Below are 24,561 nucleotides of genomic sequence, written 5' to 3'. Positions count from 1 at the left end.
GGGATGGGGATCTACAGAATGAAATACAGACAGTTCAAATCGGGCGCCGCTCGCGGCGCGGGTGAGTCGGTGGCGGTGCTGGCATCGCTGCTCGTGTCGGCAACGGCGCTGGCCCAGGACTCGAATCAGCGGTCGCAACAGGACGCGAAGCGCGAAGGCACCGTTCTCGAAGAGATCGTGGTGACCGCCGACCGGAAGGACAGCTTCGGCGCGCAGTTCGTGCAGGCCGGCACCTTCCGCAATCAGCGTGCGATCGATACGCCGCTGACCGTCGCAGTCGTAACCAAGGACCTGCTCAATTCGCAACAGGCCGTTACTGTCTTCGACGCCGCGCGCAATACGGCGGGCGTGACGGCATCGCAGATCAACACGGTGATCTACAGCAACCTCGCCATCCGGGGCATTCCGGTGAACAACTTCACCAACTACCGTCTCAACGGCATCTTGCCGATCGTGAACCTGATCGACATGCCGCTGGAGAACAAGGATCGCGTGGAGATTCTGAAGGGCGCGTCGGGCCTGTATTACGGCTTCGCCTCGCCGGCGGGTATCGTCAATCTCACTTCCGAGCGGCCGACGCCGCAGCCGCTCACCAGCGTGGAGCTGTCTGGCAACAGCAAGGGCGGGTACGGCGGCGGTTTCGATGTGAGCCGCAGCTGGGGCAACCAGGGACTGCGCATCAATGCCGCCGCTGCGACCATCGAGACCGGCGTCGATCGCACGTCGGGCGACCGACATTTCGCCTCGGCTGCGTATCAATGGGAGCCGACCGAGAAGCTGTCGTTCGAGCTCGACGGCGAGTACATCTATCGCACGGTGACCGAGCCGACCGAGTACGCGTTGCCCGCCCCGGTCAATGGCGTGACTACAATCCTGCCGCTGCAGCGGCCGTCGAAGAACGTGGGCGCGGACTGGTTGCAGGCCGACGGCTATGAATACAACCTCATGTCGAAGGTGCGTTACAACTTCTCGCCCGCGTGGAGCGCGTCGTTCAGCGTGGGGCAATCGTCGCTGAGCCGCACGCGCCGCTATTCGTCCTTCAGCGGCTATGACCTCGCGACTGGCAACGGCACCGTCAATGTCGCGATCTTCTATCGCAACGATTACGAGAACTTCATCTATCGTGGCGATCTCGCCGGCGCGTTCAACACCGGGCCGATCGAGCATGAGATCCTGATCGGCTATGCGGAAACGACCACGCGGTCTTTAATCCCGACCGCCGCTCGTACTTCATATGCCCAGAATCTATATAACCCGGTCGACATCCCGGAGCAGGCGAATCCGGTACGCATCGTTCCGAATCCAGCGGAAGTCAGAGATGCCGGCTACTACATCATGGACCGCGCCAAGATCACCGAATGGCTGCAACTCACCGCCGGCTATCGTGGCACCGACTATCGCAATTCCAGTCCAGCGTCGACGTACGTGGCGACACCGGAATCTCTTTCCTACGGCGCGCTGCTCAAGCCGCGCGAATGGATCAGCATCTACGGTACTTACATCGAGGGCCTGGAAGAGGGCGGCACCGCGCCGGGTATCTCGGCGAATGCCGGCACCATCCTGCCGGCGGCAGTCAGCGAGCAGCATGAGCTGGGCGTCAAGATCGAGCCCATGCCGGGCCTGATGATCACGGCTGCGTACTTCGATATCGATCGCGCGTCGTCCTATCTCAACCCGAGCAACTTCTTCGTGCGCGACGGTCGGGCCAGCTACAAGGGATATGAGATCAGCGCGATGGGCGAGATCACCCGCGACCTGTCGATCGCCATCAGCGCCATCTCGCTCGATGCCATCCAGGAGAGCGGTGCGGCTGCCGTGGTCGGCAAGCACATCGAGAACACCGCCGAGACCACGGCCTCGGCGTTCCTCGAGTACCGGCTGCCGCTCGTACCTGGACTGCGCGTTTCGGCAGGCGCGTTCTACACCAGTGAGCGAGCGGTGAACGCGGCGAACACCGCATTCATCCCGGGCTATACGACTTATGATCTCGGCGCGAGCTATTCGACCGAGCTCGGCGAGCGGAAGGTCACTTTCAGAGTCAATGGCGAGAACATCACTGGCAAGCGCTATTGGGCCGCGACTGGAGCGAGCCTGGTGCAGCAGGGCATGCCCGCTTCCATCAGGTTCTCGGTCACCACTACATTTTGATGAGTCTCAACCCAGAAACAGAACGGCGATCCAATGCGGATCGCCGTGTCTGAGCATCAGAAGCGGTAGCTGGTTTCAAGAAGGAACGTGCGCGGCTCTCCGGGGACGGCGGTGTTGGTCTGGAACAATTCGCCCAGCGCGACGCCGCCCACCCAATAGACGCGATCGAATGCATTCTTCAGATTGGCGGAAACCGACCATCCCGCGGCCTCATCCTGCAGGCCGATACGGAAGTTGACCAGCGCGTATCCCGGCAATTCAGTGGCAGGATTGAGATTGCCAGTCGAGCTGAACCAAGCGCTCTCCTGAGCATAGACGTCGGTTCGGAAGGTCAGCTCCAACGCGGAGGAGACAGGCACGGTCAGTTGGCCGAATGCGGATCCGGACCATTCCGGGGTGTCCGGATACGTGCCGAATTCAACCGGCGTGCCGCCCGACACAGAGACCAGATTGTCGGTGAACTCGGCATCCGTGTAATTCACTGCGGCGCCCAGCTGGAGCCATGTCGTGGGTTCAATCAGGCCATCGATCTCCACGCCGCGCACACGAGCCTCCGGCACATTGACTGTCACGGCAGCCGGTGAACCAGCGACCAGCGTATAAGCAACGCGCTGCGCGTCCTCGATCCAATTGTGATAGAGCGCGACGTTCAATCGCGCAGGCATGCCGCCGAGGCGACCGTCGAACTTCGTGCCGACTTCGACGTCTGTGACTTGCTCTGTGTCGTAGCCGTTACCGCCTTCGGTACCGAGCCCCGGTACCGGCCGCACGACGTTGTTGTAGCCGCCGTTGCGGAAGCTGCGGCGAGAGGCGAGATAGAGGAGCACATTCGGATTGAGCTGCTCTTGAATACCGAACGTCCAGCTCACGTTGTCGAAGGTCTTGGATTGGGAAAAGTCATAACGCGCTCGAATCGACGGCGAGTCGTCGAACGAGATATCGTCCGGCAGCGTGTCAATGCTGATCTTCTCGCTCGTATAGCGAGCTCCGGCCGTGACACCCAGGCCTTCGATGCCGGTCAGCTCGCTCAAGTCATAAGTGCCTTGCGAGTAGCCGGCGAGAGTCTTGTTGTGGATGACGGACGTATTGAGCTGCACCGAAGCGATGATCGGGAAGTTCAGCAGTCGGCTGGTCGTGAGATTGAAGTTGCGTTCGTACGAGTAGTAGCCGCCGACGACATACTTGAGCTGGCCGTCGAACGATTCGCCCTGCAGCTGCAACTCGTCGGAGTATTGTCGGGTGCGCTGGATGTTACCTGTTGCGCCATTGTCATCGATGCCGTACGGCACGCCGTCGATGTCGCCATACAGGTCGCCCTCGATGTTCGTGTAGCCGGCGATGTTACGAATCGTGGCATTCTCACCTACCTCGAAGCTGGTGATATTGGAGACGACCGTATTGCGCGCACGATACTCGTTCGGCCCATCCGATTCGACCTCGTACGGGCCGCGTCGGCGCTGCGTTTGCAGGTAGGAGGCGACGCCGCCGGGATCGAGCGTCGGATTGGCTGCTGCGTAGGCTGCGGCTGCGCCTTGGCCCGCGTTGGGAGGACCGCCCGCGCCGGCGACGAAACCGCTGATGATCGAATCGAACTGCGCGGCATTGCCGAAGTTGGTGAGCGCGATGATCGGCACCAGGCCGTTCGGGTTGAGGCTGTACAGCCCGCCCACGAGGCTGTTGCCGTCCGCGTGCAGATAGTCGACGACCAACTCGTTCGTGATGCGCTCGGTAGGCTTCAACGTCACGCTGGCGCGGCCGCCGTATCGATCGACATCGCCGGCTCGCTCATCCTTGAGCAGATTCTTCTGATAGCCGTCGCGCTTTTGATAAAACCCGGAGAGGCGTACCAGCAGCGTCTCATCAACGACGGGCACGTTGATCGCGCCTTCCAGTTGCCGCAGGTCATAGTTGCCCACGCGCGCCAGCGTGTAGCCGCCAAACTCGTTCACGGGCTTGGCGGTGGTGAATAGAACGGCGCCGCCGGTGGCGTTGCGCCCGAACAGGGTGCCTTGCGGACCCTTCAGCACCTGCACCGACTGCAGGTCGTAGAAGGCCGATGAACCGCCGCCGCCACCGACCTGAATCTCGTTCACGTAGGGCAGCACTCCCGGGCGAGTGGCACTGAACGCATCGAGCGACTGGCCTCGCAGCGCGTAATTGAGTTGGTTCGAGCTCTGCGAAGCGCGGACGGAAAGTCCGGGCGCGAGCTGCGGCAGATCGGACTCAGTCGTGACTGCGCGATCGACCAGCGCATCGGCAGAAAGCACGGACACGGCGACGGGCGCTCTTTGCAGATTCTCGGCGCGGCGTTGTGCCGTGACGATGACCTCTTCCAGCCCGGAACCTTCGGTCTGCGCTGCCGCCGGGTCGGCGGTGGAAACGTCCTGCGCATACACCGAGGTTGCCGATGCAACCGCAGCGATGCAGGAACTCATGAAACGAATCCCGCGTGAATGCATCACGAGTATGCCCCCCTTCGTCGATGCTTTATGAATATGAGCTACGCCATAGCAGCCCATGCGACAGGTATGCGATACCTGCTATGCATTTTTAAAATAACAGGTATCACATTGCCAGACAAGCGCGCCGGGAGGGCTAGGCGGCGCTCGCCAGCGAACGTTGCAGGATCAGCTCGGCCGCACGCCAGCCGACCACCATGGCAGGGCCATTGGTGTTGCCGGAGATCTGTGTGGGGAGCACCGAGATGTCGGCCACACGTAACCCTGTAACGCCTCGCACTTGCAGGTTTGCGTCGACGACCGTGCCCATGCTGCATGTTCCGGTCGCGTGATATCCCGGGCCGCTCATGCGTTCGTACGCGGCCAGAATATCTGCGTCGCTCACCACACCAGGGCCGGGCAGCGTCTCGCTTGTGATGTACGGACGCAGGGCGGTCCCGTCGAAGAGTTTGCGCATGTAGCGGACCGTTGAGACCGCTACCTGCCGGTCTTGCTCGTGCGTGAGATAGTTGTGAACGATGCGAGGCGCTACCGACGGATCCGAGGAGCGAAGCATCACGGAGCCCTGACTTTCAGGGCGCAAGCCAAAGCCGAGAATCTGCGCGCCTGGTTGGCTCTCCAGCTTGATTCCTTTGGAAAAACCTTCCCACGCAGCGAGGTCCATCGACATGCAGCCGGCGACCAGTTGTGCATCCGGTCGATCGAGTCCGGGGCGGGTGCGTACGAATGCGGTTACATCGTACGGACTGCAGGCAAGCAGGCCACTACGTAACAAGGCATATCGCATGCCGTGCAGTAGCACGCGCCAGCCTGAGTACTGCGCGTTCTGGCTGTAATTTCCATTCAGTCGGTACTGCACTGTAAACAACAGGTGCTCGCGCAGATTCGCGCCAACGTGTGGACTATCGTGAATCGTCGCAATGCCGAGTGAAGCGAGGTGCGCAGCGGGGCCGATGCCGGAGAGCTGCAGTAACTTCGGCGAGTGCAGCGTTCCGGCACAGACGATGACTTCGCGGTGCGCGTTGTAACTCACCGGTCGTCCATTCTGCAGGCATTGCACGCCAGTGGCGCGCTTGCCTTCGAACAGGATTCGCTGCACCTCGGTGTCGGTCACGATATGAAGATTGCGGCGTCCACGCACAGGATCGAGAAATGCCTTCGCCGCGCTCCAGCGACGCCCGGCTTTCATCGTGCCGAAGATATAACCGATGCCTTCCTGCTCGGCGCTATTGGGCTCTTCGAACTGCTTCAGCCCGAGCTCACCGCCGGCCTCGATCAGCTTGTCCATGAGTAAGGTGCGGTTTCGTGTCCCGGTAATGGGCAGAGGACCGCCTGCGCCGCGTATCTCGTTGCCGCCGAGCTCGTGATCTTCCATAGCGCGATAGATGCGCGATACATCCCGCCAGCCCCATCCGTTCAAGCCCAGATCCCGTTCCCAATGGTTGAAGTCTTCTGCGTGTCCGCGCTGATATTGCAATCCATTGATGGAGCTGGAACCGCCGAGCATGCGGCCGCGAATCCAGGTTTCTGTGCCGCCTCGGCCCGCGGTGCCGGGCTCGGCCTCGTAGTAATAGCAGTGCTGCGTCGACGCGGCGATTTTCGCAAAGCCTTTCGGCATGTGAATCATCGGATTCGTGTCTGGCGGGCCGGCCTCGATGAGCAGCACTTCGGTGTGCGGATCGGCTGACAGTCGGTTGGCAAGCACGCAGCCGGCCGAGCCGGCACCGACGATGATGTAGTCGAATCGATCTGCCATATGCGATCCCCTGAATAATTGAATGAAGCGGCGCTGTTCCGCTGAAGGTGCTGGCTGCCGCGTTCGGGGGCGCTGGAACGCCCTTGCAGTTATCATATAACTGATATTCAATTCTGCAAACCATGAACGGGGCCGCCCATGAATCCGCAGACTGCACCGTTGCAAGACTTGATGGTGCTCGACTTCTCGACGCTGCTGCCAGGGCCGTTGGCTGGCCTGATGCTCGCCGAGGCCGGCGCACGCGTCATCAAGATCGAGCGACCCGGCCGCGGCGACGAGATGCGCTCATACGTGCCCCGCGCCGGAGACAACAGCATCAATTTTCATCTGCTCAATCGCGGCAAGCAGAGTATCGCGATCGATCTCAAGGCAGCTGATGCGCTGCTGAGACTGCGGCCGTTGCTGGAACGCGCCGATGTGTTGATCGAGCAATTCCGGCCCGGGGTGATGGAGAGCCTGGGGTTGGGCTACGAGTCATTGCGCAAGATCAACCCGCGGCTGGTGTATTGCTCCATCACAGGCTGGGGGCAGAACGGCCCGAAGAGCCGCGTCGCGGCCCATGACCTTAACTATATGGCCGAGACTGGAACTCTCGGCCTCAGTGCCGATGCGAGTGGCGCACCCGTCGTGCCGCCCGTGTTGGCCGCCGATATCGCGGGCGGAACCTATCCGGCTGTCATCAATATTCTGCTTGCGCTTCGACAGCGCGAACGCACGGGGCAGGGCGCCTATCTCGACATCGCGATGGGCGATGCGCTGTTCACGTTTGCCTACTGGGCGATTGGCAACACGGTGATGACCGGCGAGTCGCCGAAACCCGGCGGGGATCTGGTCTCCGGCGGCTCGCCGCGTTATCGGATCTATCGAACGGCGGATGCTCGTTACATCGCGGCCGCGCCGCTCGAAGACAAGTTCTGGGACAACTTCTGTCGTCTGCTCGAGTTGCCGTTGCCAATGCGTGCGGCCGACGCGCCCGCGGCGGAGGTTGTTGCCGCCGTCCAGGCCGCGATCGGAAGCAAGACCGCCGAGCAATGGCGCGTTTTGTTCACTGGCCAGGATGTCTGTTGCTCGATCGTCGAAGATGTCCAGCAGGCGATGCGCGATCCGCACACCGTTGCGCGCGGGCTATTCGAGCGAACGGTGTACGCCGAGGGCGCAACGATTCCGGCGCTTCCCGTTCCCATCGCACCGATGTTTCGTTCGCAGAGCGCGATGGCCAGCGCGCCGCAACTCGGCGAACACAGCACGCTCGTGCAGCTAGTATCGGATCGCTAGCGCAGCGGTGTGTGCCGTTGTCGTTGACCTCTCGCTCAGAAAGAAATAGCATATCAGTTATGCATTAAATGATTATGAGAGGATTCTCGTGGCTGCAGTTCAAGAGCGCGTCGTTGCGAAGGCTCCCGATCCCACACCGGAGAAGTCTGCTTTGCAGGATTTCTTCGTCGTGTCCGCGGACGGGCATGTCAACGAACCCATCGACGTGTGGTCCGCGCGCGTCGAGCAGAAGTTTCGTGATCGCTTGCCTCGTATCCAAGTCGACGAGAAGGGACGGAAGTGGTTCGTGGCGGAGGGCATTCGGCCGTCGCTGATCAGAGAGGCGCCGCGCGATGCTTCCGTGCCGGTCACTGAGTTCATCGAGACGGCTGAGAAAGCGGGCGTGCGTCCCGGCCTGGATCGAACCAAGGGCGCGATGTTTCAGAACCAGGGCGGCTATGCCGCGGATCGCTATCGCGACATGGATTACGACGGCGTCGATGCCGAGATTATTTTTCCGAACAAGGGCCTCACCAATTGGCAGTCGCCCGATCCGGAGCTGAATGTCGCCATGTGCCGCGCGTGGACCGATTGGGCCCACGAGGTATTCAACGGCCACAGCCGCAGCTTCCCAGCGGCATGCATCGCGCCCGCCGATATTCCCACCGCCGTGAAGGAGATCGAACGCGCCGCGTTGCGTGGTTTCAAGTTCGTGATGATGCCGCCGCTGGTGAAAGGGACGAGCTACAACTTGCCCGTGTTCGATCCCCTCTGGGGCGCGTTGTCTGAGACCGGCCTGCCGGTGACTTTTCATGCGGGCACCGGCAAGGACCCCCGCACGGCCACGGGCGACGGCGGTGCAATCATCAACTACGTCGTGCACGCGATGAACACCGTGCTCGAGCCGACGGTGCAGCTGTGCGGCTCCGGCGTCTTCGATCGTTTTCCGAAACTCAAATTTGCAACCATCGAGGCCGGCGCGGGCTGGATTCCCTACGCGCTCTGGGCCATGGATCACGGCCATGAGTGCTTCGCGTTCTGGGTGTCGCCGCAGCTCAAGTACAAGCCTTCGGAGTATTTCCACCGGCACGGGTTCGCCAGCTTCGAGACCGATCCCATTGGCATCGAGCTGCTGCACCGGATCGGCATCGACAATCTGCTCTGGGGCAACGACTACCCGCACATCGAAGGTTCGTGGCCAAACAGCGCGCGGGCGATCAAGTCGTGGTCGGGAAATTTGAGCGATGCGCAGCTCGCGAAGATTCTCGGCTTGAACGCGGCGCGCCTGTTCAATATTCCGGTGCCAGAGCGCTATCGGCGTGAGGGTGCGAAGGCCAATGGTTGAGAGCTCACAACGGCGCGGCGGTCCGCTCGCGGGCGTTCGGGTGCTCGAGCTCGGAACGATGATCGCTGGGCCCGTGGCCGCGACTCTACTGGGTGACTTTGGCGCCGAAGTCATCAAGATCGAGCCTCCCAAGGGCGGCGATCCGATCCGGCAATCGGGCCCGTTCGTCGGCGAGGAGAGTTTGTATTGGAATGTGGAGGGGCGCTCGAAGCGATCGGTCACGCTCGACCTGCGTCTGCCAGAGGGGCAGCGGGTGTTGCGTGAACTGGTCAGGCACGTCGATGTGCTGGTGGAGAATTTCCGTCCCGGAACATTGGCGAAATGGGGCCTGGGTTACGCGCAGCTGCGCGCGATCAATCCGTCTCTCGTGATGCTCAGCATCTCCGGTTTCGGCCAGACCGGTCCGTATGCGGGCCGTCCTTCCTACGATCGCATCGCGCTCGCGTTTGCAGGCTTTCTGAACATGACGGGCTTTCCGGATCGTCCGCCGGTGCGTCCAGGCAATGCCACCGCGGACTATCAATCGGCCATCCTGGGCGCGTTCGCGGCGATGGTCGCGCTCTACTATCGCGACGCGCGCGGCGGGGTCGGACAGCACATCGACTTGTCTCTGTACGAGTCAGTGTTCCGCTTCACCGACGTGATGATCACGGCTTACGACAAGCTGGGCACGCCGCGCGAGCGTCAGGGCAATGTGCACTTCGCCGCGTCCCCGGGCGATCACTACGAAACGCGCGATGGCCGATACATTGCACTGACAGTCGCAGCTAACACTGTGTTCCAGCGCCTGTGCGAATCGATGGGGCGGCCGGAGCTCGCGGACGACCCACGCTACGACGCGCACATCAAACGAGTAGCAAACTACGCGCAGATCAATGGCATCGTCGCGGACTGGATCAAGTCGATGCCCGTCGAAGAGGTGCTCGCGAGGTTGGAAGCGAACAGCGTTCCGCATAGCCTGATCTACAAGCCCTCTGACATCCTCGCCGATCCTCATTACCAGGCGCGCGGCTCGATCGCTTCCCTGGAGCACCCGAAGATCGGCTCGCTGAAGCTGCCAAGCATTCATCCGCGGTTCAGTGCATCGCCGGCGCCCGAAATGCAGCCGGCTCCCGCGCTCGGCGAGCATACGCAACGGGTGTTGTCCGAAATGCTGAGCATGTCACCTGGCGAGATCGACAAGCTGCGCGAAGCGGGAGTGATCTGACGTGGCGCTGCCAGCAGACTCGCTGCCTTTGAAAGCAGGCGCCGGCCTCGATCTACTGGCGGGCGTGCGAGTGCTCGACCTGACCACGTCGATCGCCGGCCCCTACGCCGGACAGTTGTTGGGCGATCTGGGCGCGACCGTGATCAAGATCGAGCGACCCCAGCGTGGCGATGATTGTCGCGACTGGGGACCGCCGTTCCTGGACGGCGAATCGCTCTGGTACCTGAGCGTCAATCGCAACAAGCACAGTGTGACGCTCGACATTTCGCAGCCGCGAGGACGCGAATTGTTTGCTTCCATGGCGGGCAAAGCGGACGTGGTGCTGGTGAATCTGGTCTCGCGCGCCCAGCGGAAGCTTGGCATCGATTACGCAACGCTCCGCGCCCACAGGCACGATCTCATTCATGTCTCGATCACGGGATTCGGGCTCGAAGGCGAGCGCGCCGATTTGCCGTGCTACGACCTGATCGCGGAGGGCTACTCGGGCGTGATGGACATGACTGGCGAACGTGAGATGCCGCCGCAAAAGATCGGTACGCCAGCAGCCGATCTGCTGGCCGGTCAGGATGCGGCACTCGCCGTCACCGCTGCACTGTTGCGCCGGCATCGCACGGGCCAGGGCGCGCAGATCGATGTGGCGCTTGTGGACAGCATGACCCGATTCATGGCGCCTCGACTGTTGCCGTATCTCGGCTCCGGCGAGCTGCTCAGACGCTCCGGCGGCCGCGACAGTGTGATTGCCATCTATCAGGCATTCGATACGGCGGATGAGCCGTTGACGCTGGGGTTGGGCAACGACGGGATCTGGCGTCGCTTCGCCGAGGCCGTGGGCGCACCGGAGCTCGCGAACGATGCCGGGTTTGGCAGCAATGTGCTGCGGCGACAGCAGCGTGCCGAGCTCGTGAAAAGAATCGCTGTTCTGTTGAAGCAGCAGCCGCGCGCGTACTGGTTAGAGAAGTTTGCACAGGCTCGCGTGCCCGCGGGGCCCATCAATCGGCTGGATGAAGTGGCGTGCGACGGGGCTCTGCAAGCGCGGGGCTTGCTGTACGTTTTTGATCGCAACAGCGTGCGCGTACCGCAAGTTGGTTTGGGCATCGCCATCGATGGTCGGAGCGAAGGAGGCAACAAGCCGCCACCGAAGCTGGGCGAGGACACCTCGAGCGTGCTGGGCGAATGGCTCGGGCTCGCGGACGAGCAGATCGCGGACTTGAAGCGCACGCAAGTGATTTAGGAGTGGCCATGCAATTCAGTGAAATTCGGTACGAAGAGAACGGCCCCATCGGGACGCTGACGTTGAACCGTCCCGACGACGGCAACATGTTCACCGAGACCATGTGCCACGAGATCCGCGATTGCATCAACGCGATCCGGCGCGAGACGCGGACGCGCGTGCTGGTCATCACGGGAGCAGGCGACAAATTCTTCTGCATCGGTGGCCGCAAGGACAAGCTGCCCGATACGCGGCTGTATGCCGGCGTGCTGCCGACGCTGGAAATGTATGAAAGCATCGACCGATTGCAGAAGCCCGTGGTGGCGAGCGTGAATGGCTTCGCCGTGGGTGGCGGCAATGTCCTGCAGATGGTGTGCGACGTCACGATCGCAAAAGAAAGTGCTGTCTTCCGCCAGGTCGGGACGATGATGGGGAGTTTCGATGCCGGCTATGGCACGTGGTATCTGGAAGACCTGGTAGGCAAGAAACGCGCGAAAGACATCTGGTATCGAAACCCGAAAATGACCGCGGCCGAAGCGCGCGACATCGGCCTCATCAATAAGGTCGTTCCCGATGCGGAATTGAAACAAGCGACGCTGGCCTACGCCCTCGAAATTGCAGAGCGCGGCGCCTTTGCGCTGGCAGGGATCAAGGCCGCGTTCAATGCCCGCCATGGCGGTGTGGGCGGCTTGTCACGCATCTCTCACGATCTGCTGCTGCCGGGATATTTGCGTAGCAAGGAGGCGAAGGAATTGTCGCAAGCATTCGCCGAACGGCGCCGACCGGACGCCGATACGTTCGGGCAGTAACGTTTATTCGAACGAGCGCACTTGCGATGAGTCGCCTGCTGACATTGCACGATCCCCTCGACGCCCAGTCGTACTATCGCACCGGACTGTGGTGCGATGACACGCTGTACAGCCTGGTCGAGCGGTGGGCAGCGGAGCGCGGCGATGCAGGTGCGCTCAGAGATCCGAGGCGCCGACTCACCTGGTCGGGCGTCAAGGCGGAAGCCGATGCCGTGGCGGCGACGCTGCGTGCAGCGGGTCTACGCGAAGGCGATCGCGTGTCGGTGTGGATGGGCAATCGCATCGAATCGGTCATCGTGTTTCTCGCTTGCTCGCGCAATGGATATGTCTTCAATACCTCGCTGCATCACACGTACACCGTGGAGGAAGTGGCGGGGTTGCTCGATCGTGTGTCGTGCCGGGCGTTGTTCGCTCAGGTTGGGCATGGTGCGGACGCGGATCGAGCCGACATTTTCGAGCGGGCCGCGAGCTTGCCTTCGATGCGTGCTGTATTCGCATTGTCAGGAAGTGCGCACGACACGCCGATTCGCGAAGGCGCACGAGCTTATCCGCAGGTTGTGTCAAGCGCCGAGCAACCCGCGCCGGTGAGGAGTCCCGACAAAGTTGTCTATCTCGCGTTCACTTCCGGTACAACCGGCGCCCCGAAGGGTGTCATGCACAGTGACAACACGCTGCTTGCGAATGCGCGATCGATGGTTCGCGACTGGCATCACGACTCACAAACCGTACTGCTGACTCTGAGCCAGATGAGCCACCACATCGGTACTGTCGCGCTCGATCAGGCGCTGGCCGGTGGGTTCGAGCTGGTGCTTCACGATGCCGCGGCGGGGATCGACCCGATCGAATGGATCGAGCAAACCGGCGCGACGTATGTGATGGGCGTGCCCACGCATGCCATCGACATCCTCGCCGCATTGAAGAAGCGCGGTGTGGAACGTCTCGGTCGCGTCTCCACCTTTTATCTCGCGGGAGCGCCGATCCCAACCGAAACCGCATCGCGCCTGCTCGAGATGGGCATCAGGCCGCAGAACGTCTACGGTATGACTGAAAACGGCTCGCATCAGTACACGCGACCGGGCGACGCTACCGCGACGATTACTGCGACCTGCGGCAAGGCCTGTGACGCGTATGAAGTGAAGTTGTTCAAACCAGACGATCCCGATGTTGAAGTCGCGCCGGGGGAGGTCGGTGAGATCGGCGGCCGCGGCGCCATGCGCATGCTCGGATACTTCGCGAATCAGGCGGCCACCGAGTCAGCATTCAATCGCGACGGCTGGTTCATGAGTGGCGATCTCGGCCGCTTCGATGAGAACGGCGATCTGCAGATCGTGGGCCGCGTCAAGGACATCATCATTCGCGGCGGCCACAACGTGCATCCCGCTCGCATCGAGGATTTGGCCATGAGGCACCCGGGAGTGATGAAGGCCGCGGCTGTTCCCGTTGCGGATGATCGGCTGGGCGAGCGCGTGTGCCTGGTAATCACCACGGGTCCAGCGGACGCGCCGAGTGCAATGGAGCTTCTTTTCCACCTGCATGAAGCGGGTTTGTCCAAGTTCGATATGCCCGAGTACTTCGGCGTCCTCGAAGCGCTGCCGCTGGGGGCCACGGGCAAGGTGTTGAAACGCGAGCTGGTCCGATGGATCCGGGAAGGACACGTGACCGTCGAGCCGATTCGCTGGCGTGCAGAGGAGCTCGCGCGATGATGTTGGAAGTTGAGCGCGACAGCGCGATTGCCATCCTGCGGCTGAATCGGCCCCAGGCCCTCAATGCGCTGAGCTTCGAGTTGCTGGAGCAAATCGGCGTTGCCATCGACGACGTGGGGCGCTCCGACGCCCGGGCGCTCATCTTCACAGGCGCAGGAGACAAAGCATTCTGCGCCGGCGCGGACATCAAGGAGCTGCTCGGCCGATCGCTACGGGAGCAGAAAGAAGGTGCCGAGCTCGGACAGGCGGTGTTCGCGAAGCTCGATCGATTGCGCGTTCCGTCGATTGCCCTGGTGAATGGATTTGCCTTCGGTGGCGGAGCGGAGCTGGCGCTTGCCTGCACGTTTCGGTTGGCGACGGCCAGCGCGAAGTTGGGACTGCCGGAGATCAAGCTCGGCTTGATTCCGGGCTACGGAGGCACTCAGCGGCTGCCGCGCCTGATCGGCGAAGCGCACGCACTCGAGATGATCCTGACAGGCCGGACCGTCGGTGCGGAGGAGGCACTGCGAAGGGGTCTCGTGAATCGCATTGTCGAAGCGCCGGCGCTCGATGCGGCAATTGCATTTGCGAAGGAGTTCACCAGCTACGGATTGCTTGCCGCGCAGTTCGCGCGCGAAGCCGTGCAACGCGCGGCGACCTCGACGTTGCAGGAAGGTTTGAGGATCGAAGCGGATCTGTCGACGCTCGCGTATCAAACCGCGGACGCAATCGAAGGCATGCAGGCGTTCCTGGAAAAACGTACGGCGAGATTCGTGGACCGATGATGTCAGAGCGAGCCATTATCGTGACGGGCGCAAGCCGAGGAATCGGTGCGGCCATTTCAGAGCATCTTGCGCAAGCCGGGTTCATCGTGGGCTGTCTGTCGCGCTCTGGAGAACTCCCGCGCCGTGAGCAGGCGAGCGCTATCGTACGTTCACGATGGATCGGGCTCGCCGCGGATGTCACAAATCCAGCGACAGTGCGGAACGCCATCGAGCACGTCGCTGCTCGCGGAACCATCGTCGGTCTCGTCAACAACGCCGGGCTGCACACCGAAGCGCGTTCGGAAGAGCTGGCGATCTCCGACTGGAATGCGTTGCTGGCAGTCAATGCCACTTCTGTACTTGCCTGCTCGCAGAGTGTCTATCCTCACCTCGTGCGTCATCGCAGCGGACTCATCGTCAACATCGGTTCGTTCTTCGACAAGCTTGGAGTCAAGCGCAATCTTGCTTACTGCGCATCGAAGGCCGCCGTCGCCGCGATGACCCGAGTGCTTGCGGTGGAGTGGGCTGCAGCGGGTATCCGCGTGTTGAACGTGGCGCCCGGTTACATCGTTACCGATCTCAATCGCGCACAGATGATGGAGGGCCCGCTCAAGGCGTACCTCTCCAAGCGCATTCCGGCCGGCGAGCCAGGCAGCGCCGATGACGTGGCGCATCTCGTCGCGAGTTTTTTTGACATCGAGGTGCCGTTCCTCACCGGAGAAACAATCTATATCGACGGCGCTCAGGGAGTGGCACATTGACTGTCCTGGATCGTCTCGATGCCGAGCTACGGCTGCCTGCCGAGGAGCAGCTGTTGTTGGAGAGCGTGCGCTCCGTGGCGGCGCGAGAAATTGCGCCACGGGCGGCTGAATATGACCGTACTCATCGCTTTCCGCAGGCGAGTGTCGATGCGATCAATGCACTTGGCTTGAACGCGATGTTCGTGCCCGAGGCCTATGGAGGCTCGCCGCTGTCCTATCGGTGCTATCTCGCTTGTGTGCGCGAGATTGCCAAGGCATGCGCATCGACCGGCATCGTCTGGGCGACGAACTTTCATGCCATGAAGCCGCTGATCGAATTCGGCAACGAAGAGCAGAAACAACGGCTGTTGCCGCGTGTGGTAGAAGGTGCGCTCGCTTCGCTCGCCATCACGGAGCCGGGCGCGGGTTCCGACGCAACCGGCATGACTACGCGATTCGAGCCGAAGGGCGATCGCATCATCGTCAACGGCGGCAAGACATTCATCACGAACGGCGACGTGGCTGATCTCTACCTGCTGTTCGGCAAGTGGCAGGGCATCGACGATCCGCGCCGCGCTATATCGGTCTTGGTGCTCGAGAAAGGCACGCCCGGTCTCAACGTGCTGCGTGTGGAAGACAAGCTCGGCACGCGAGCATCGGGCACGGCGGCTTTGCAGTTCGATCACTGCGACGTACCGCGCGCCAATTTGATCGGTGAGCCGGGCGAGGGGTTGTCGATCCTGCTCGCATCGTTGAATCGTTCGCGTCCCAGTGTGGCGGCGCATGCGCTCGGCATTGCCCGTGCGGCGTTCGAGGACGCCGTCAGCTACATCAACGAACGTCGCCAGTCCGGCCGCCGCGTGATCGAATTTCAGGGCATTCAGTTCTTGCTGGCTGAGCTGGCGGCGGAATTGGTTCTGGTCGAGAACTGGTTGTGGACGGTCGGGCGCCGCATCGATGAGGGCGCGAGTGAGTTTGGCATCGAGGCGTCGATCCTGAAGCTGCGTGCCTCGGACCTTGCGATGCGTGTGACGACGGAAGCTGTGCAATTGCTCGGCGGGTATGGCTACTGCACGGACTATCGCGTCGAGCGGCTGATGCGTGATGCCAAGATCACGCAGATCTGGGAGGGCACGAACCAGATCCATCGCCAGTTGATCGGCCGCAGCTTCATGGTGAAGTGATCAGGTCAGGTGAGATATGACGATCCAGACAGTAGGAGTGGCGGGTTGCGGCACCATGGGCGCGGGCATTGCCATCGTTGCCGCTCGTGCCGGTTTTCGCACGCTGGTGTTCGATCTGCAGCAGGCGGCGCTGGATCGCGCACGCGAGCAGACGGAGGCTTTTTTGCGCAAGTCGGTTGAGCGCGGCAAACTCGCGCCGGAGCAGCTGACGCAGATCATGGCGAATTGGAGCGGCACCACCGACATCGCCCGATTTGGAGAGTGCGACATTGTCATCGAAGCGGTGTTCGAGGACCTGAAGCTCAAGCACGACCTGTTCCGGCAGCTCGATCAGGTCTGCGGTCCGCGCACGATCTTCGCGTCGAACACGTCCACCATTTCCATCACTGAGATTGCCGGCGGTACGACTCGTGCGGATCGCTTCGTCGGCATGCACTTCTGCCTGCCAGCGCAGCTGATGAAACTGGTGGAGATGTCCCCGGGCATGAACACGAGTGCCGCGACGTGGGACGCGGCGTGGGCTTTCTGCAAGGCATTGGGCCAGACGCCGGTCAAGACGCAGGACACACCGGGGTTCATCCTCAATTACTTCCTGATCCCCTTCAACAACGACGCGATTCGTCTGGTGGAGCAGGGCGTCGCGGCGCCGGCCGAGATCGACAAGGCAATCAAGACGGCCATGGGCTATCCGATGGGACCGCTCGAACTGCTCGATCTCGTTGGCATGGACACGCAGCGCTTGCTGTGCGAAGCGATGCATGCGCTGACAAACGAACCGCGCGCGGCTTGCCCGGCGCTGGTCAGGCGAATGATCGCGGCCGGTCATCTCGGCAAGAAAACGGGGCGAGGCTTCCACCAGTATCGCGACAGCAAGATGTATGGAGCATGAGATGTCGATTCGCATCGTGATGGCGGGCGAAAGCCGCTCGTTTCCCGGACGAGGTTCCGAACTCAGTGCCGCGACCGGTACGGGCATAGTCATCGCCGGCACAGATGCAGGCAGCGCCTACGCATCGTTGAGCGAACGTGCGCAAGCTGCATTCGTGGCGGTGGAGCTGGGTACAGAGTGTCTTGCTGAGCACGTGGGGCTGAACCCGCACGATGCACATACGAAGACAGTGGGGTTCGCACGCTTCTGCCTGGGCAGGGGAGAACCTTCGCGTCTGATAGAGCTGGTGCGCATGCCGTGGACGGATGTGGCGGCGGTGGATGCGGCGCGCTCGGCATTCGAAGCGTGCGGATGGGTTGTTGCCGTGTGCGGAGATTATCCCGGCCGCATCGTCGATCGCTTGATCCGTCCTTACTTCAACGCCGCTCTGCGTCGGCTCGATGAGGGACTGGCGAGCGCGGACGACCTGGACACGACGCTGCGACTCGGGTTGGGTTATCCCGAAGGCCCCATTGCATTGCTCGAGCGTACCGGCCTCGATCATCACTTCGATGTCAGCAATGCTTTGCATGCCGCACTCGGCGGCGACGATCATTTGCCGGCGCGGCGCGCACGAGTCGCAAAAGCACGTGCGCTACGTGACTGACCGTGGTTGCCATCCCTTGTATTCGTCATGGACACGCCAGCGCCAGCGACCCTCGCTTGATGGAGTTGCTCGCAATGGCGCGTGAGCTGAGCGGAGAGGATCTGGAGGCGCACCTGGAATCCTTGCTCGACTACAACGGTGGCTTGTGGGCGACCTGGCGCGATACGCGTGCTCGCGATGTCTTTTCTTCCGTGCTGACTCAGGCGTGGATGCGTGTGGGCGGCGAGGGTGCGCTACACCTCATCTCGGTCGGCGAGCAGTATGACTACCAGGAAGACATCATGAATAGTGTCGACTGAGTCGCCCGGCGTCGGTGATCTTTATTTTGAGTCTTTGCCCGTGGTCTTTTCCTTGAAGACCTGCTTCACGTGCTTCACCAGCACGCGAACGTGGTTTGCGCGCCGTCCTTCGTGCTGATAACAGGCATACAGCGATCGCGTGACCGGCGGTGTGATACGGATGCTTGCAAACTTGTTGGTGGGAAACTCCAGACGCGCGGTCGATTGCGGCAGTATCGTCAAGAGCTCGCCGTCGGCGACCACCGCCTTGATCAGCGGGATGCTGTCGATCTGCAGGTGAACCTGCGGACTCAGGCTCTCTTCGCTGAAGTATTGATTGATCAGCGCCCGCAGGCCGTGCTGCATCGAAGGCAGCACCATGCGCTCGGTGGCCAGTGCCGCGCGGGTAATCGACGTTTTCTGGGCCAGCGGATGAGTCCGCGCTGTGACTGCAACCAGGGGCTCGGTCGTCAGCTCCTGTGCACCGAACCGGGTCTTGTTCGGTATCTGCATCAGGATCGCGACATCGACTTTGCCTGAGACCAGTTGGTTATAGATCTCGCCGGTCAATGGCTGCAGGGCAATGAGCTCCACGTCGGGCAGATCCGCGCGGAAACGCTTGATGATCTCGGGCATGTACAGGGACATCATCGTTGCGGGCCCCGCGATGCTGACCTGCCCGACGGGCTGTCGCCGTGCGGTGTCGATCTCGGCGATGGTGCTCGCCATCTCCTCGAGGATGATTTCCGCTCGCCGAAACAGGATCTCGCCGAATTGGGTGAGCGTCACGCCACGTCCGTGGCGATCCAGCAGCTGCACGCCGAGCTCTTCTTCGAGCTTGGTGATGTGCCGGCTGATCACCGGCTGCGGCGCGCCGACCGCGGCTTCGGCCCGGCTGAAGCCGCCGTTCTTGGCGACGTGATAGAAGTAGAGCAGCCGGCGCGAGTCGATGACGTGCTGCGCTAACGGATCAGACATGTTGATATTCGCTCCCTTCGCGCTCTGCCCATCGATGAGTGCGCGATGGTAGACGACCTGTCTGATCCCGTCACTATGCTCGCTGCGCCGGCTGTCTCGGTCCCTCAGCGCGAGGCAGTGAGCTCCTGGAAAGGCGGCGGCGGCAGATGGTCGGCGGCACCATTCGCCTTGGCCGTGCGATACATCCATTCGCAGTCGACGAAATCGCCCGTCGGCAAGCCATCCGGACCCACACCGCTCAGTCCGGCGTAGAAGATCACGAAGAAGGTCGCGCCCTTCGGGCCGATGGTCGGCTTGTGATTGATGCCGCCGGCCTCGACGATGTAGTCGCCCTTGTACATCGTGCCGTACTCATAGGAGAAGTCCCCTTCCAGTACGTACGCATGCGCCTCGCCGAAGTGATGATGATCGGGCGTTTCCAAGCCGCCGCGCATGCGAATCAGCGCGGTAAACATGCCGTGAGCGCGGTTGATGTACAGGAGCTTGAAGTCGCTGCCTTCCATCGCCCAGGGCGTCCAGGGAATCTGCTCGGCCCGCACCAGCGAGGAGCCGTCCGGAAATACTTTCGATTGATTGCGATCCGCGATGCTGAAGTCGCTGGTCGCCGCACGATTCACCACCGAGGCGCCGTGCTGTTGAACGATCGTCACCATGTCTGTCTACCCCCTTGATGTCGGCTGCCTTCGGACCTGTTTGCCCGGTCGAGGCAGCCGGTTAAAACTCATATAGCAGATATGCAATTCACGGTAAAGGCGGCTACGCAGGTCGCGCCGCGAGCAGCGGTCCATCGCGATATTTGAGCGTTACGATCCGTACCGGCATGCCACAGCGCCACGGCGTTCCCGCCGGGCCATGCAGCCGACATGCGAGTCGCAGGCCGTCGTTCAGATCCACGACGCCGACTTCGTACGGCAACTCGGGCTCGAAGATGGCAGGGCCCGCGTGAATTCTCGTCCACGAATACAGAGTGCCGGCCCCGCTCAGCGTCTGCCACGAAACACCTTCCGTCCAGCAGTGCGGGCAGATCGGTTTCGGCGGGAAACTCAGCTGCTGGCACGACTCGCAGCGCGTGGTCTTGAGTAATCCTTGCTGAAGTGCCTGCCAGAAGGCGGCGGTGAAACGCGTGACGCGGGGTGGATACGTGCGAGCGGCGTCGATCGGGATGATTTCGAGCGTCATGCCTGCGCCTCCAGCACGTGGACCAGGGCGGCGTTGTAGTTGCCCAGCTCGTTCATGAGCAAAGCAAGCTGCGCATTGGGCACCTGGCGCTCGCCAGCGCGGCCGCGCAGCTGGTCGGCCAATTCGATCACGTTGTAGAGCGGCGTCGCGTAGGACGGGTGACCACGCGAGGTCATGCCGCCAGACGTCGCGATTGGGATGCGCCCGCCCAAGCTGGTTTCGCCCTCTGCAGCTGCTTTCGCGCCGCGGCCGCGTGGAACCAGGCCCGCGGCCTCGCTCGCCAGGACTTCGACGATCGTGCAAGGAGCATACAATTCGGCGACGTCGATATCGGCGGCCGTAATCCCGCCGCTCTGATAAGCCGTTCGTGTCGCGGTAGCCGCGGCCTCGAACGCAATCATGTCGTTGGGGCGATCGTTGATCTGATGGGCGCCTTCGTGAAAGAAGGCGCGGCTGCGAACCAGCGCGTAGGGTACGCCCAAGCTTTTCGCGTAGTCTTCGGAAGCGACCACGACACACGCCGCGCCATCGCCGCGTGGAGGAACTTCGTACAGTCCCAAAGGCTCGACGATAGGCCGCTGCGCCAGGACCTCCTCGAGCGTGATCGGTTTGCGGAATTGTGCGAGAGGATTCGAGACTGCGTGACCGCGGTTCTTGACGGCGACCATCGCGATGTCCGCCCGCGTCGCGCCGAACTCATGCATGTAACGCATCATGTCGAGCGCATACCAGCTGATAGGTGTGAAGCCGGCGGGCGCGTGGAAATCCACGTCTCCGGTCTTGCGCATGCTCTCCATCATGTGATCGCGTGCGCTCACGGCGGTCTCCATGTTCACGCCCAGTGCGAGCGCCACTTGCGAACGCCCCAGCACAACCTCGTCGACGGCCTTGTCGAAGGCGAGGGCGGCTGTCAGACCATTGCCGAGCACTTCCATCACGATTCCCGAGCATGGCAGTTTCAGATAACTGGCCATGAAGGTGCTGAAGTATTGCTGTCGTGTGTAGGGCCGAGGCTGGGCAAGAACGATCGATCCGACATCGCGACGATCCGCACGCGCGTCCGCGATCGCCTGCACGACCAATCGCGCCAGCAACTCGTGCTCGAGCGTCTGGAACTCGTCTGCAGCAGATGTCTGGTGCCGCCCCACGGGAATGGCGGCAGTACCGATGATGGCGGCCTTACGAGTCATGTTGAGTAATCGTGCCTGTGTCCTGGAACAGCTGACCGAGCAGCGTCATATGGTGAGTGACGTGTTCGTCGGCACTCGTTTGCGCTCGGCTCAGGAGTTCGCGCAACAGAGATTTGAGTTGGTTGCGTTCCTCGCGCTTGAATGGCCGCAGCGCTTCCGCCTCCACTGCCTTTGCCGCGGCAAGCAAATTCGTCACGCACTCCCTGCCACGCGCAGTCAGCCGAAGCGCTCGCTTGCCATCGGGTTGAAACACTTCTATCAAACCGCGCGCCGCTAATCCTTCAGCAAGCGCCTGCGTGGCTCTGATGCCGGTGTATGCGATTACCGTATCCACTTCCTCGACGCTGCGGTCGCTGACGGCCATCAAGACGCTCAGCATGTAGTGCTCTTGCAGGGAGATTCCCAGCCGCTCGCGCTCGCGTCTGACAGGCGTTAGCAGATGAAAGTACGCACGCTGAACCAGGTGGCTCAAATCCTCGTCGCACTCTGTTGCCACTGCCTCATCGGCAATGGCGGGAGAGGCGGGCATGGCGTAGCGTCCGCCGTGAAACAGCAGCGGAACGCGCTGTGAATGATCGAACTGCAGCACCTCTCCAACGAAGATCACGTGATCTCCGCCGTCATATTGATAGGCAGTCCGGCATTGAAAGCGTGCGCCGCATCCGGTAAGCAGGGGGATGCCTCCTTCACCACGCTGCACGTCGACGCCGCTGAACTTGTCCACGCCGCGTTTCGCGAATTTGTTCGAGAGCGCTTCCTGGTCCGCCGCCAGAATGTGGACGGCGAAGTGAGGTGCCGCACTGAAGGCACCGAGGCTCAGCGAAGTCTTGGCGAGGCTCCACAAGACCAGCGGCGGATCGAGCGAGACTGAATTGAAACTGTTGGCGGTCAGCCCGACATCGTTTCCGTCCGCGTCGATGGTCGTAACGATGGTGACGCCGGTGGCGAACGCGCCCAAGGCGCCGCGAAATGCTTTGCTGTCGAGGCTCACGAACCGGCTCCTCGCTGCTACCAGTCGTTGCCGGCTGTCGCGGCTGCCTTCAGCGCTTCCTCGGTGGAGATCTCCTTGCCGCTGTCATCGACGAAGTGAATGTCGAACGCCGCGTCGGCGACCAGGAACAGCACGCAATCCACCTTCGAGGTGCAGCGGAATCGATGCACGTGTTTGCCGGGCAGCTGGGAATACGCGCCGACCTTCAGCATCACCGGACGCTCGCCCAGCATCTGGGCCAGCGGCGCCCCTTGCAGAATGACGATTTCTTCGGAGGGCGTGTGCCAGTGGAAAGGCACCACGCAGCCGGGCCGCATGCGCACCATTAGAGTCCCGGGGCCCTTGCTGATGTCGCCGCGCAATCCTGCAAATGACGTGCATTCGGGCACGCCGGGAGAGGATTGGAAATCCGCCGCGTTCGGATCCTGCAGCAGCATTCCGCCCTCGTGGGCCAGGGCCGATGTCCCGAGCATCGCTGTCAGAGCGCAGGCCGCCAGCAGGGTGATCCCGTGTTTTTTCCGCATCGTTCGTGGTATCCCGTGTTTGATAAAACAGGTATATCAGATATGCGGTTTATGTGCAATTGACCATGGAGCCAGAAAAAGACACGGCGATCCAATGCGGATCGCCGTGTCTGAGCTTGCTGTTGAGATTACTGCACGATCTTGCTTGCGACGTTCGAATTGCCGCTTTCCGTGCCATTCGACGTGTAAGCGCGCACCGCGAAGTAGTAGGTGCCCGGCGAGAGGTTGTCGAACGTGTAGCTCGTGATACCCACGTTCGCTACTTGCACCGACTGCGTCATCGCGTTCGGCGAGGTGCCGTAGGCGATGCGATAGCCGGCGAGGTTGGTCAGTGTGCTGCCGTCGGTGTTCTGAGTCGGCGGCGTCCAGGACAGCTCGGCGCCACCGTTAGAAACATCGACCACGTTGATCGCGAACGCCGGCAGCGCTGCCGTGGATCTGCCGTCGCTCACGCTGATCGTGATGTTGCCGTATGAGCCGACCTGCGTGGCGTTCGGCGTGCCGGACAGCTGACCGGTGACCGTGTTGAACGTTGCCCAGCTCGGACGATTGGCGATCGAGAAGGCGAGCGTGGTGCTGTCAGAGTCGCTGGCGGTCGGGCGGAAGTTATAGGCGCTGCCGGCGTTGACAGAGCGAGTTGGCGAGCCCGAGATCGTCGGCGCGGCGTTCGCTGGAGTGGTGGAACCCCGCACCGACGCGGTGATGGAGAAGGCCGGCAGGGTTCTCACATTGACGCCGTCGCTGACGCGGATCTGGATGTTGCCCCACGAGCCCGGCGACTTCGGATAACCCATCAGGCGGCCGCTGCCGGTGCTGAACGCGGCCCATGATGGCTTGTTCACGATCGAAAACGTCAGCGTGCGACCTTCCGGATCGCGCGCCGTCGGGAGGAAATCATAAGTGGTGTAGGTGTAGAGCGAGGTGGTCGGCGAGCCGCTGATCGTCGGCGGCTGATTGACGGTTTGGGCTTCGGCGGTGGCGGCGACTGCCAGGTAAGCGGCGAACGAAGCAACGAGAGATGTGGCGATGCGCATGAAGTGACTCCAGCAAGCTCAGTTTTCGATGCCAGCCCGCAGCGCGCTGTGGTCGCGGCAATGCGGGTACGTATGTCTGGCAAGGGAAGCTGGCGTTGCGGAGCCGGCGCTGATCGCGCGGGTCGCTGGCCTGACACTTCACGCATCGAGCTGTCAGCTCGAAGCGGCAACCCCGCTATCCGTGATGCGGCTGTTTTTACAGCGGCATCCGAGGACCGGAGGCTTTGCGTCGCCGTCTTTCGACGGGTATGCCCTTACTCGACGGGAGGCATTGTGCTGGAGGCGGGGCCGATC

General features: G+C 62.0%; 22 protein-coding genes and 1 riboswitch. Of the genes, 13 read left to right on the top strand and 9 right to left on the bottom strand.

The window, feature by feature from the left end; all coding sequences use genetic code 11:
• The first annotated feature begins 18 nt into the window (after nucleotides 1–18).
• Nucleotides 19–2,148 (top strand): TonB-dependent siderophore receptor, encoded by a 2,130-nt coding sequence (locus ACFPN2_RS24530; protein WP_380601505.1) that lies wholly within the window; start codon nucleotides 19–21, stop codon nucleotides 2,146–2,148.
• A 56-nt stretch (nucleotides 2,149–2,204) separates the two neighbouring features.
• On the opposite strand, the gene ACFPN2_RS24525 is transcribed toward ACFPN2_RS24530, so the two are convergent.
• The gene (locus ACFPN2_RS24525) at nucleotides 2,205–4,583 is read right to left on the bottom strand and encodes a TonB-dependent receptor (RefSeq protein WP_380601503.1); all 2,379 of its coding nucleotides are present in this window, start codon (nucleotides 4,581–4,583) and stop codon (nucleotides 2,205–2,207) included.
• Between the two features lie 160 nt (nucleotides 4,584–4,743).
• Nucleotides 4,744–6,363: a GMC family oxidoreductase gene (locus ACFPN2_RS24520; RefSeq protein ID WP_380601501.1), complete on the bottom strand. Its 1,620-nt coding sequence runs from the start codon at nucleotides 6,361–6,363 to the stop codon at nucleotides 4,744–4,746.
• A gap of 138 nt (nucleotides 6,364–6,501) precedes the next feature.
• On the opposite strand from ACFPN2_RS24520, the gene ACFPN2_RS24515 reads away from it, so the two are divergent.
• From ACFPN2_RS24515 to ACFPN2_RS24460, 12 genes are all read left to right on the top strand, one after another.
• A complete protein-coding gene (locus tag ACFPN2_RS24515; RefSeq protein ID WP_380601500.1) occupies nucleotides 6,502–7,638 on the top strand; it encodes a CaiB/BaiF CoA transferase family protein in 1,137 nt (378 codons plus the stop codon).
• A gap of 88 nt (nucleotides 7,639–7,726) precedes the next feature.
• Nucleotides 7,727–8,962 carry an amidohydrolase family protein gene (locus ACFPN2_RS24510; protein ID WP_380601498.1) on the top strand — a complete coding sequence of 412 codons (1,236 nt, stop codon included), beginning with the start codon at nucleotides 7,727–7,729 and terminating at the stop codon, nucleotides 8,960–8,962.
• Nucleotides 8,955–10,169: a CaiB/BaiF CoA transferase family protein gene (locus ACFPN2_RS24505; RefSeq protein WP_380601496.1), complete on the top strand. Its 1,215-nt coding sequence runs from the start codon at nucleotides 8,955–8,957 to the stop codon at nucleotides 10,167–10,169. The genes ACFPN2_RS24510 and ACFPN2_RS24505 overlap by 8 nt, the downstream gene beginning before the upstream one ends.
• A gap of 7 nt (nucleotides 10,170–10,176) precedes the next feature.
• The gene (locus tag ACFPN2_RS24500) at nucleotides 10,177–11,400 is read left to right on the top strand and encodes a CaiB/BaiF CoA transferase family protein (RefSeq protein WP_380602831.1); all 1,224 of its coding nucleotides are present in this window, start codon (nucleotides 10,177–10,179) and stop codon (nucleotides 11,398–11,400) included.
• Between the two features lie 8 nt (nucleotides 11,401–11,408).
• Nucleotides 11,409–12,188, top strand: coding sequence for an enoyl-CoA hydratase-related protein (locus ACFPN2_RS24495; protein WP_380601494.1), 780 nt, complete (start codon nucleotides 11,409–11,411; stop codon nucleotides 12,186–12,188).
• A 26-nt stretch (nucleotides 12,189–12,214) separates the two neighbouring features.
• Entirely contained in the window at nucleotides 12,215–13,891 is a 1,677-nt protein-coding gene (locus ACFPN2_RS24490) for a class I adenylate-forming enzyme family protein (protein ID WP_380601492.1), read from the top strand.
• Nucleotides 13,888–14,655, top strand: coding sequence for an enoyl-CoA hydratase/isomerase family protein (locus ACFPN2_RS24485; protein WP_380601490.1), 768 nt, complete (start codon nucleotides 13,888–13,890; stop codon nucleotides 14,653–14,655). The genes ACFPN2_RS24490 and ACFPN2_RS24485 overlap by 4 nt, the downstream gene beginning before the upstream one ends.
• The gene (locus tag ACFPN2_RS24480; RefSeq protein WP_380601488.1) at nucleotides 14,652–15,395 is read left to right on the top strand and encodes an SDR family NAD(P)-dependent oxidoreductase; all 744 of its coding nucleotides are present in this window, start codon (nucleotides 14,652–14,654) and stop codon (nucleotides 15,393–15,395) included. Before ACFPN2_RS24485 ends, ACFPN2_RS24480 begins: the two co-directional genes overlap by 4 nt.
• Complete coding sequence (locus ACFPN2_RS24475) at nucleotides 15,392–16,558, top strand: acyl-CoA dehydrogenase family protein (RefSeq protein WP_380601486.1); 1,167 nt, start codon at nucleotides 15,392–15,394, stop codon at nucleotides 16,556–16,558. The genes ACFPN2_RS24480 and ACFPN2_RS24475 overlap by 4 nt, the downstream gene beginning before the upstream one ends.
• A 16-nt stretch (nucleotides 16,559–16,574) precedes the next feature.
• A complete protein-coding gene (locus ACFPN2_RS24470) occupies nucleotides 16,575–17,447 on the top strand; it encodes a 3-hydroxyacyl-CoA dehydrogenase family protein (RefSeq protein ID WP_380601484.1) in 873 nt (290 codons plus the stop codon).
• Nucleotide 17,448: 1 nt separating this feature from the next.
• Nucleotides 17,449–18,093, top strand: coding sequence for a 3-hydroxyacyl-CoA dehydrogenase family protein (locus ACFPN2_RS24465; RefSeq protein ID WP_380601482.1), 645 nt, complete (start codon nucleotides 17,449–17,451; stop codon nucleotides 18,091–18,093).
• A 2-nt stretch (nucleotides 18,094–18,095) separates the two neighbouring features.
• Nucleotides 18,096–18,392 (top strand): hypothetical protein, encoded by a 297-nt coding sequence (locus ACFPN2_RS24460; protein WP_380601480.1) that lies wholly within the window; start codon nucleotides 18,096–18,098, stop codon nucleotides 18,390–18,392.
• A gap of 21 nt (nucleotides 18,393–18,413) precedes the next feature.
• Here the strand turns inward: ACFPN2_RS24460 and ACFPN2_RS24455 are convergent, their stop codons facing one another.
• The 7 genes from ACFPN2_RS24455 to ACFPN2_RS24425 all read right to left on the bottom strand — a co-directional run bounded on the left by ACFPN2_RS24455 (nucleotide 18,414) and on the right by ACFPN2_RS24425 (nucleotide 24,267).
• A complete protein-coding gene (locus ACFPN2_RS24455) occupies nucleotides 18,414–19,538 on the bottom strand; it encodes a LysR family transcriptional regulator (protein WP_380601478.1) in 1,125 nt (374 codons plus the stop codon).
• Entirely contained in the window at nucleotides 19,454–20,002 is a 549-nt protein-coding gene (locus ACFPN2_RS24450; protein ID WP_380601476.1) for a cupin domain-containing protein, read from the bottom strand. The genes ACFPN2_RS24455 and ACFPN2_RS24450 overlap by 85 nt, the downstream gene beginning before the upstream one ends.
• A 103-nt stretch (nucleotides 20,003–20,105) precedes the next feature.
• Nucleotides 20,106–20,528 (bottom strand): Zn-ribbon domain-containing OB-fold protein, encoded by a 423-nt coding sequence (locus ACFPN2_RS24445; RefSeq protein ID WP_380601474.1) that lies wholly within the window; start codon nucleotides 20,526–20,528, stop codon nucleotides 20,106–20,108.
• On the bottom strand, nucleotides 20,525–21,718 hold the full coding sequence (locus ACFPN2_RS24440) for a thiolase family protein (RefSeq protein ID WP_380601472.1): 1,194 nt from the start codon (nucleotides 21,716–21,718) through the stop codon (nucleotides 20,525–20,527). The genes ACFPN2_RS24445 and ACFPN2_RS24440 overlap by 4 nt, the downstream gene beginning before the upstream one ends.
• Nucleotides 21,708–22,709, bottom strand: a complete 1,002-nt coding sequence (locus tag ACFPN2_RS24435) for a flavin reductase (RefSeq protein WP_380601470.1) — start codon at nucleotides 22,707–22,709, stop codon at nucleotides 21,708–21,710. The genes ACFPN2_RS24440 and ACFPN2_RS24435 overlap by 11 nt, the downstream gene beginning before the upstream one ends.
• 17 nt (nucleotides 22,710–22,726) lie before the next feature.
• Nucleotides 22,727–23,233, bottom strand: coding sequence for a cupin domain-containing protein (locus ACFPN2_RS24430; RefSeq protein WP_380601468.1), 507 nt, complete (start codon nucleotides 23,231–23,233; stop codon nucleotides 22,727–22,729).
• A 128-nt stretch (nucleotides 23,234–23,361) separates the two neighbouring features.
• Entirely contained in the window at nucleotides 23,362–24,267 is a 906-nt protein-coding gene (locus tag ACFPN2_RS24425; protein ID WP_380601466.1) for a putative Ig domain-containing protein, read from the bottom strand.
• A gap of 162 nt (nucleotides 24,268–24,429) precedes the next feature.
• Nucleotides 24,430–24,530, bottom strand: a riboswitch (cyclic di-GMP riboswitch).
• Nucleotides 24,531–24,561 lie beyond the last annotated feature (31 nt).

Origin of the sequence: Steroidobacter flavus, assembly GCF_042651805.1 — a bacterium.
Taxonomy (GTDB): Bacteria; Pseudomonadota; Gammaproteobacteria; order Steroidobacterales; family Steroidobacteraceae; genus Steroidobacter; species Steroidobacter flavus.
This window is presented reverse-complemented; position numbering and strand designations above follow the sequence as displayed.

Coding starts and splice junctions, on each gene's coding strand:
- ACFPN2_RS24530 (WP_380601505.1), top strand. CDS start 19: ATGAAATACAGACAGTTCAAATCGGGCGCCGCTCGCGGCGCGGGTGAG.
- ACFPN2_RS24525 (WP_380601503.1), bottom strand. CDS start 4,583: ATGAGTTCCTGCATCGCTGCGGTTGCATCGGCAACCTCGGTGTATGCG.
- ACFPN2_RS24520 (WP_380601501.1), bottom strand. CDS start 6,363: ATGGCAGATCGATTCGACTACATCATCGTCGGTGCCGGCTCGGCCGGC.
- ACFPN2_RS24515 (WP_380601500.1), top strand. CDS start 6,502: ATGAATCCGCAGACTGCACCGTTGCAAGACTTGATGGTGCTCGACTTC.
- ACFPN2_RS24505 (WP_380601496.1), top strand. CDS start 8,955: ATGGTTGAGAGCTCACAACGGCGCGGCGGTCCGCTCGCGGGCGTTCGG.
- ACFPN2_RS24495 (WP_380601494.1), top strand. CDS start 11,409: ATGCAATTCAGTGAAATTCGGTACGAAGAGAACGGCCCCATCGGGACG.
- ACFPN2_RS24490 (WP_380601492.1), top strand. CDS start 12,215: ATGAGTCGCCTGCTGACATTGCACGATCCCCTCGACGCCCAGTCGTAC.
- ACFPN2_RS24485 (WP_380601490.1), top strand. CDS start 13,888: ATGATGTTGGAAGTTGAGCGCGACAGCGCGATTGCCATCCTGCGGCTG.
- ACFPN2_RS24480 (WP_380601488.1), top strand. CDS start 14,652: ATGATGTCAGAGCGAGCCATTATCGTGACGGGCGCAAGCCGAGGAATC.
- ACFPN2_RS24470 (WP_380601484.1), top strand. CDS start 16,575: ATGACGATCCAGACAGTAGGAGTGGCGGGTTGCGGCACCATGGGCGCG.
- ACFPN2_RS24465 (WP_380601482.1), top strand. CDS start 17,449: ATGTCGATTCGCATCGTGATGGCGGGCGAAAGCCGCTCGTTTCCCGGA.
- ACFPN2_RS24455 (WP_380601478.1), bottom strand. CDS start 19,538: ATGGATGTATCGCACGGCCAAGGCGAATGGTGCCGCCGACCATCTGCC.
- ACFPN2_RS24450 (WP_380601476.1), bottom strand. CDS start 20,002: ATGGTGACGATCGTTCAACAGCACGGCGCCTCGGTGGTGAATCGTGCG.
- ACFPN2_RS24445 (WP_380601474.1), bottom strand. CDS start 20,528: ATGACGCTCGAAATCATCCCGATCGACGCCGCTCGCACGTATCCACCC.
- ACFPN2_RS24440 (WP_380601472.1), bottom strand. CDS start 21,718: ATGACTCGTAAGGCCGCCATCATCGGTACTGCCGCCATTCCCGTGGGG.
- ACFPN2_RS24430 (WP_380601468.1), bottom strand. CDS start 23,233: ATGCGGAAAAAACACGGGATCACCCTGCTGGCGGCCTGCGCTCTGACA.
- ACFPN2_RS24425 (WP_380601466.1), bottom strand. CDS start 24,267: ATGCGCATCGCCACATCTCTCGTTGCTTCGTTCGCCGCTTACCTGGCA.